This is a genomic window from Candidatus Binatia bacterium (assembly GCA_023150935.1).
GTDB lineage: Bacteria > Desulfobacterota > Binatia > HRBIN30 > HRBIN30 > JAKLJW01.
The window spans coordinates 82,533-89,438 of sequence record JAKLJW010000021.1; the positions used below are offsets into that span (position 1 = coordinate 82,533).

Sequence of the window (6,906 nt, forward strand, 5' to 3'; positions counted from 1 at the left end):
GCCTCCACCTCGAACGAGGCTGAGGCTCAGGCAGACGCCGATGCGGAGGAGGTTTGCGGTAAGGCCGGGTGCCGGCCGCGGCGCAACCAAGCCACCGTCGACTCCAGGTACGTGTAGTAGACCGGGGTCAGGTACAGCGTCACGAGCTGCGAGAACAGAAGGCCACCGACGACTGCCAGGCCGAGCGGGCGCCGCGCCTCCGCGCCGCCGCCGACCGCCAGCGCGATCGGCAAGGCCCCGAGTAGCGCCGCCATCGTGGTCATCATGATGGGCCGGAACCGCACGATGCAGCCGTCGTAGATGGCATCCAGCGCACTCTTACCGCCCTTGCGCTGCGCGTCGAGCGCAAAGTCAATTTGCATGATCGCGTTCTTCTTCACGATGCCGATCAACATGACGATGCCGACGAATCCGTAGATGTTGAGCTCGGCCCCGAACAACATCAGCGTCAGCAACGCGCCGAAGCCGGCCGATGGCAGCCCGGACAGGATCGTCAGGGGATGAACGAAGCTCTCGTACAGGATGCCCAGCACTATGTAGATCACCAGGACCGCCGCGAGCAGAAGCAGCCAGAGCCCGGTCAGCGACGACTGAAACTCGTGCGCCACCCCTTGAAAGGCCGTCGACACGGTTGCCGGCAAGGTCTGTCGCGCCACCGCCTGCACCCGCCCCACGGCCTCGCCCAACGAAACCCCCGGGCGGAGGTTGAACGAAATCGTCACCGCCGGCAGTTGCCCGGCGTGGTTGACCGTCAGCGGACCAACGCCTTCTTGCGGCCTGACCACCGCTTGCAGCGGCACGAGCTGGCCGCGCGCCGACCGCACATACAATAGCGACAACGCCGAGGGGTCGCGCTGATAACGGTCGTCGAGTTCGAGGATGACGCGGTACTGGTTGTTCGGCGCGTAGATCGTCGACACCCATCTGTCCCCGTAGGCGCTGTAGAGGGCGTTCTCGATCTGTTCGGCGGTAACCCCCAGCGTTGCGGCCTTGTCACGGTCGATCTCCAGTTGCACCTCCGGGTTGTGCACCTGCAGGTCGCTCGTGACATCCTGCAACTCGGGCAGCGCCCGCAGGCGCTCTTCCAGAACCCCGGCCGCGGCGTACAGTTCGCTCGTGTTCGGACTCAGCAGCGTGAACTGATAGAGGCTCTTCGAAAGCTGTCCGCCGATCCGGATCCCGGGCAGCTCCTGCAAGAACACCCGCATGCCGGGCACGCCGGCGGTCTGCCGGCGCAAGTCCTGAATTACCTCTCCGACCGCGGCCCGCTCCGCCCGCGGCACCAGGTTCATGAACATGCGCCCCTGATTGGAAGTGCTTCCCGCCGCCGCGTTCGTACCGACGACGCTCGACGACAACGACGCCACCGCGGGGTGCCTCCGCACGATCTCCGCTACTGTCTGCTGGTGCGCCGTCATCGCTTCGAACGACACCCCCTGCGTGGCCTCGGTGACCCCGAAGATGGCACCCAGGTCCTCGTTGGGAATGAACCCCTTGGGCACCCGCACAAACAGGTAGACGGTGGCGACGAGGATCAGCCCCGAGACCACCATAGTCGCCGGACGGTGCCGTAAGACGACCCGCAGACTGCGCTCGTACGCCTCGATCAACCAGCCGAACCCCCGCTCAGTCGCCAGATACAGGCGGCCGTGCCCCATCTCCGCGGCCGGCCGCAGGTAGCGGCTGCACAGCATCGGGGTCAAGCTCAGGGAGACAAAACCGGAAATGAAGATCGCGACGCAGATGGTTACCGCGAACTCGTTGAAGAGCCGCCCGAGGATGCCGGGCATGAACAGCACCGGAATGAACACAGCCGCCAGCGACAGGGTCATCGACAGGATCGTGAACCCAATCTCTTTCGAACCGTCGAGGGCGGCCGCCATGGGCCGCTTTCCCATTTCCATGTGCCGCACGATATTTTCCAGCATGACGATGGCATCGTCGACGACGAAACCGATCGATAGCGTCAACGCCAGCAACGAGAGGTTGTCGACGCTGAATCCGAACAGATACATCGCACCGAAAGTCCCGACGATCGACAGCGGCAGTGCCAGACTGGGGATGACCGTCGCGGACACGTTGCGCAAGAACAGAAAGATCACCAGAACCACCAGCACCAGCGCCACGACCATGGTGAACTTGACCTCGTTCACCGACTTCATGATCGACGCGGAGCGATCGAACATCACCTGCAGGTCGACCGACGGAGGCAGTTGCTGCTTGATGAGTGGCAGCAGTGCCTTAATGTTCTCGGCCACCGCAACCGTATTGCTGCCCGGCTGGCGTTGCACGCCGAGCACCAGCGAGCGCTGCAACCCCTCGGCGTTGCCGAACCACGACGCCGAACGGTCGTCCTCGACACCGTCGACGACACTGCCCAGTTCTTCCAGTCTCACCGGCGAGCCGTTGCGATAGGCGACGACTATCGGCCGGTAGTAAGTCGCCTCGGTGAGCTGCCCCGACGACCGCACCGTGTAGCGCTGCGCACTGCCTTGCAGTACACCGGTCGGCAGGTTGGTGTTGGCGGCGCGCACCGCCCGCTCGACCTCGTCGATACCGATGCCACGGCTCGCCAACTGCATCGGATCGAGCTTCACGCGCACCGCGTATTTCTGAGCACCGTAGACGAGCACCTGCGCAACGTCGGGAACCATAGAAAGGCGCTGCGCAATCAGAGTCTGCCCGTAGTCGTCAAGCTTCCAGAGCGGCAGCGTCGCCGACCGTAACGCCATGAATATGATCGGCTGGTCGGCCGGATTGGCCTTGCGGAACGTGGGCGGGCTCGGCATACCTGCCGGCAACAACGGCGCCGCCTGCGTAATCGCAGCCTGCACGTCCTGCGCCGCCGCGTCGATGTCACGTTGCAGATCGAATTGCAGCGTGACCTGCGTCGTCCCGAGCGAACTTGTCGAAGTCATCGACGCCAGACCGGCGATGGTCGTGAACTGCCGCTCCAGAGGCGTCGCCACCGCCGAAGCCATGGTTTCCGGACTGGCCCCCGGCAGGTTGGCAATCACGAGCAAAGTCGGAAAGTCGACGTTCGGGAGATCGCTGACCGGGAGCGTCCGATAGGCCAGGCCGCCGAACGCCAACAGGGCCAGCATCACGAGCGTAGTTGCAATCGGACGCCGGACGAAAGGGGCGGAGATGTTCACCGATCCGACTCCGCCCGCACCCGAGGTGGCGCTTCCGCGCTTCTCGGGTCCACCCGGCTGCCGGCGGTGAGCCGGATCTGTCCGTCGGTAACGATCTGCTCGCCGGCCTGCACACCCTCGGTAATGACGACATCGGCCCCGGTGCTCATCCCCACCGTGACCGGACGCACCTCGGCGACGCTTGCCGGCGTCACGACGAATACGAACTGCCCCTGTTGGCCGGTCTGGACCGCCGCCGCAGGCACCACCAGCGCGCCGTTCTCGGTCGAGACGGTCAGCGCCACGTTGACGAATTGGCCGGGCCACAGCGACTCGTCGCGGTTCGCGAAGAGCCCTTTGAGCCGCACCGTGCCGGTAGTGACGTCGACGCTGTTGTCGATGAACTCCAGACCGCCGCTTACCGCGGGCGTTCCGTCCGCCTCCGCCGTGACCGCCAGCGTCTCCGCCGCGGCCCGCCGCCGGATTGCCGGCAGGACCTGCTCGGGTACCGAGAAGGTCACGAACGCGGGCTGCACCTGGTTGATGACGGCCAGGGTCGTGTCGTTGCGCCGCACGACGTTACCGGGATGGACCAGCAACTGACCGACGCGGCCGTCGATCGGCGAACGAATCGTGCAGTACTGGAGCTGGAGCCTGGCGTTCTCGACCATCGCCTGCTCCGCACGTGTCGCGGCCCGCAATGCGGCCGCCCGCGTCGCGGCCTGGTCGTACTCGTCGCGGGAGATGAACCCGTCCTTGTACAGACGCTCGCGGCGATCGAACTCCACCTCGGCGTTGTTCGCCTCGGCAACGGTCTTCGCAAGGCTGCCTTCAGCCTGCCGCAGGGCGGCCTCGAAAGGCCGTGGATCGATGGTGAACAGCAGGTCGCCCTTCCGTACGAAGGCGCCCTGCGCAAAGTGGACCTCTGCCAGTTGGCCGTCGACCTGCGGCTTCACCGACACCGTGGAAAAGGGGTCTACGGTACCGATGGCGCGGACCTGCACGGGGACGTCCTCGCGCCTGACCGTGGCCACCACCACCGGGACAGCCTCAATGCTCCCTCCGGCGCGCCCTCCGCCGTGACCCTCGGATTCCGAAGAACAACCGGCGAACACCGCCATGCCGGTGAGTGCCAACACCGCCGTCGCAAGTCCTATCTCTCGTCTTCGCACCGCGATCCTCATGGCACTGCCTTCGAGGCTAGCATTCGTCCAACACCGGCGCGACCGGCCGGCGCCGCCGACAGCCCAGGGTAGACAACAACACACCATCCCAGGGCTGTGTTCCGTAACGCCTCCGGCGTAAGGAATGCCGATTCGGTTAGGACGCACAGGGGTGTAGGTTAACGCCTATCGTAGGCAGGGTCCTCAGATCGCCTCCAGATACGGCGCGCAGACACGCCGTGTGGTCACCGCCGCCACCGCCGCATCGAGGGTCGCGCCGCAATTGACGTGAAGGTGGGCAATCGCCACCGTGGGCGCCCGGTTGTAGCCGGCGTTGCAGTGCAGGTAGATGCACTCACCGGCGGCGCTCAGGCGTGCCAGCAGCGGGAGGACCGTATCCATCCGGCTTCGCATCGCCGCGATGTTGCCATCGGGAATCGGCACATGATGCCACTCGATCCCATGGTCACGGCAGGCGCCGCACAGCACCGCCGCCCGCAACCCCTTGCCAGCCAGGTCCGGATGGTCCTGCAGATTCACGATCGCCGTGACGCAATGAACATCGCGCAGCCACCCGATGTCATCGACGGTCGGGTACTCGCCGACGAACAGACCGGGAACGATGGCGGAAAGGTTAGGCCGCCGCGCGGCGCGTAGCGCCGTCCACACCGGGATCGTCACTTGCGCTCCCCTGTCGGCCTACCGCCACCCCTGCGCCGCTCTCATGTCGCCTTGCACAGGACCCCCGCGGTCAGGAAGAAACAACCGGTCCGATTCACCCCGAAACTGAAGATATCCGCCGTGCCACCGGGCGTGACGGCGTTCACGCGTAGAGCGCGTGTCGATGCTCGGCTTCCGCCGTCCACATCGTCGCGATAGGCGTATCCTTCCGGGTAGTGAAAGGCCGGCTCGAGCTCGTCACCGGCGCGCAGCGCATCCGCCCGGCACTCCGACATCCCTTTCTTGAAAAGCACCTGGTACGGCGCCACGCGGAAGCGGGCGCCCGTCTCCAGTTCCACCTCGACGACCGGTTGCTGCTCGCCGATCTTGCGCACCTCGAACAGCCGCCTGAAACGCACCCGTCCAGACGGCTCGCGGGTGAACACCGACACGCCCTTACCCGCAAGACTGCGAATCGTCATCGCCCCTTCAGGGGTTTCTACCTTTGTGTCCGCCGCCAGGGCGCAAACCGGCTCGCTCATGATCGCCGACTGCAGATATGCCACAGGCCGGCGGCCACACAAGCACCGCTCACCCGACCATAACCGCCGTGAGCGTGCGGCCGGACAGCGCGCGGCGCCAGGCCGCCTCGACGGTCGCCTGCGACGTGCGGCTGACGATGCGTTCGGCTTCTTCCGGAACCGGAAAGCCCGTAAGCGCCCCCTCGGCCAATGCCAGTGCCCGGTCGATGCGGCTCTCGGCCAGCGACGCATAACGATAGCGCAGCTTCTTGCGTGCCCGCAGGAGTTCGTCCGGATTGAACCCTTCCGCGGCCGCTCGGGCACACGTCTCCTCAACCGCCCGGACCAGCCGATCTGCCGCGCTGCGCGCCGCGCTAGCTGCGATCGTCGCCACCGCCCAGCCCGCCCCGGACTCGACGGTCGCCGACACGTCGTAGCCCAGGCCGAGGCGTTCGCGGATCTCCTGAAACAAACGACTGTCAGGGTCGGCACCGACCAGGTCGATCGCCATCCCGACTGCGAGCAACTCGCGGGGGTCTGCGGGCACCGCCACCATCTTGATGAGATAGGCCTGCCCCCCGCTGCCGCGCCATCGCCGCGGTCCCGTTTGCCCGAACCGCACCGCCGGGGCAGCCCTAGAGACGGCCGGGCTGCCGGAGCGGAAGTGCCGGCGAACCGCCTTCACGGCTGCCTCCTCTTTCACGCCCCCGACCACCGCGAGAACGCTCCGCGCATGCGTGAAGTGGGTGCGGATGAAACCCGCTACGTGCGCGGCCTCGACGCCGCGCAGGTCCCGAATCGTGCCGCACACCGGATGCGCGAGCGCACCGCCGAAGAAGCTGCCCCACGCCCGCGTGTGCAGGCGCTCGAACGGATCGTCCGCCCGGCTGCGGATCTCGTCAATGACTACTCGGCGCTCCTTGCGAAAGCGGTCCGAGTTCACTTCGCTACGGTAGAACTGCTCGGCGAGCAATCCCAGCGCGGCGTCGAGGTCCTCGTTGAACACCTCGAACGTGAGCGAGATGGTCTCGTAACCGGTGTCGGCGTTGTGCTCGCCACCCAACTCGGCGGCACGTCGGTTCAACGCCAGTTGATCGAGACTGGCCGTGCCCTGAAAGAGCATGTGCTCGGCCATATGCGCGATGCCCGGGTGCCGCCCGTCGAAACGGGCGCCCGCACGCACGCTGAGAGCGATCGCGGTGAGGGCTCCGGGTTGGTGCTGGTAAGCAACACGCAAACCGCAGTGCCGGAACGTGACGGTACGATGCATCGGCGACAGGCCCGATTAGCGGACCGGTGGCGTCCGGGCAATGGCGTCGCTGCGCAAGTGGCCCCGGGCCGCCCGACTCAGCCAGGAGCCTGTCGGAGAAAGGCCCGCTGGTGCTTCGACAAGCTCAGCACGAGCGGGCTCTGCCTTGATTTCACAGC

The 6,906-nt window shown here is 66.2% G+C and carries 5 protein-coding genes; all 5 read right to left on the reverse strand.

Annotated features, from left to right (window positions below; genetic code table 11):
* Positions 1–26: 26 nt before the first annotated feature.
* Complete coding sequence (locus L6Q96_13660) at positions 27–3,155, reverse strand: efflux RND transporter permease subunit (GenBank protein ID MCK6555606.1); 3,129 nt, start codon at positions 3,153–3,155, stop codon at positions 27–29.
* Complete coding sequence (locus L6Q96_13665; protein ID MCK6555607.1) at positions 3,152–4,318, reverse strand: efflux RND transporter periplasmic adaptor subunit; 1,167 nt, start codon at positions 4,316–4,318, stop codon at positions 3,152–3,154. The genes L6Q96_13660 and L6Q96_13665 overlap by 4 nt, the downstream gene beginning before the upstream one ends.
* Before the next feature lie 183 nt (positions 4,319–4,501).
* Positions 4,502–4,978, reverse strand: a complete 477-nt coding sequence (locus tag L6Q96_13670; protein ID MCK6555608.1) for a hypothetical protein — start codon at positions 4,976–4,978, stop codon at positions 4,502–4,504.
* A gap of 41 nt (positions 4,979–5,019) precedes the next feature.
* Positions 5,020–5,499, reverse strand: coding sequence for a hypothetical protein (locus tag L6Q96_13675; protein MCK6555609.1), 480 nt, complete (start codon positions 5,497–5,499; stop codon positions 5,020–5,022).
* Between the two features lie 49 nt (positions 5,500–5,548).
* Positions 5,549–6,748: an insulinase family protein gene (locus tag L6Q96_13680; protein ID MCK6555610.1), complete on the reverse strand. Its 1,200-nt coding sequence runs from the start codon at positions 6,746–6,748 to the stop codon at positions 5,549–5,551.
* Positions 6,749–6,906 lie beyond the last annotated feature (158 nt).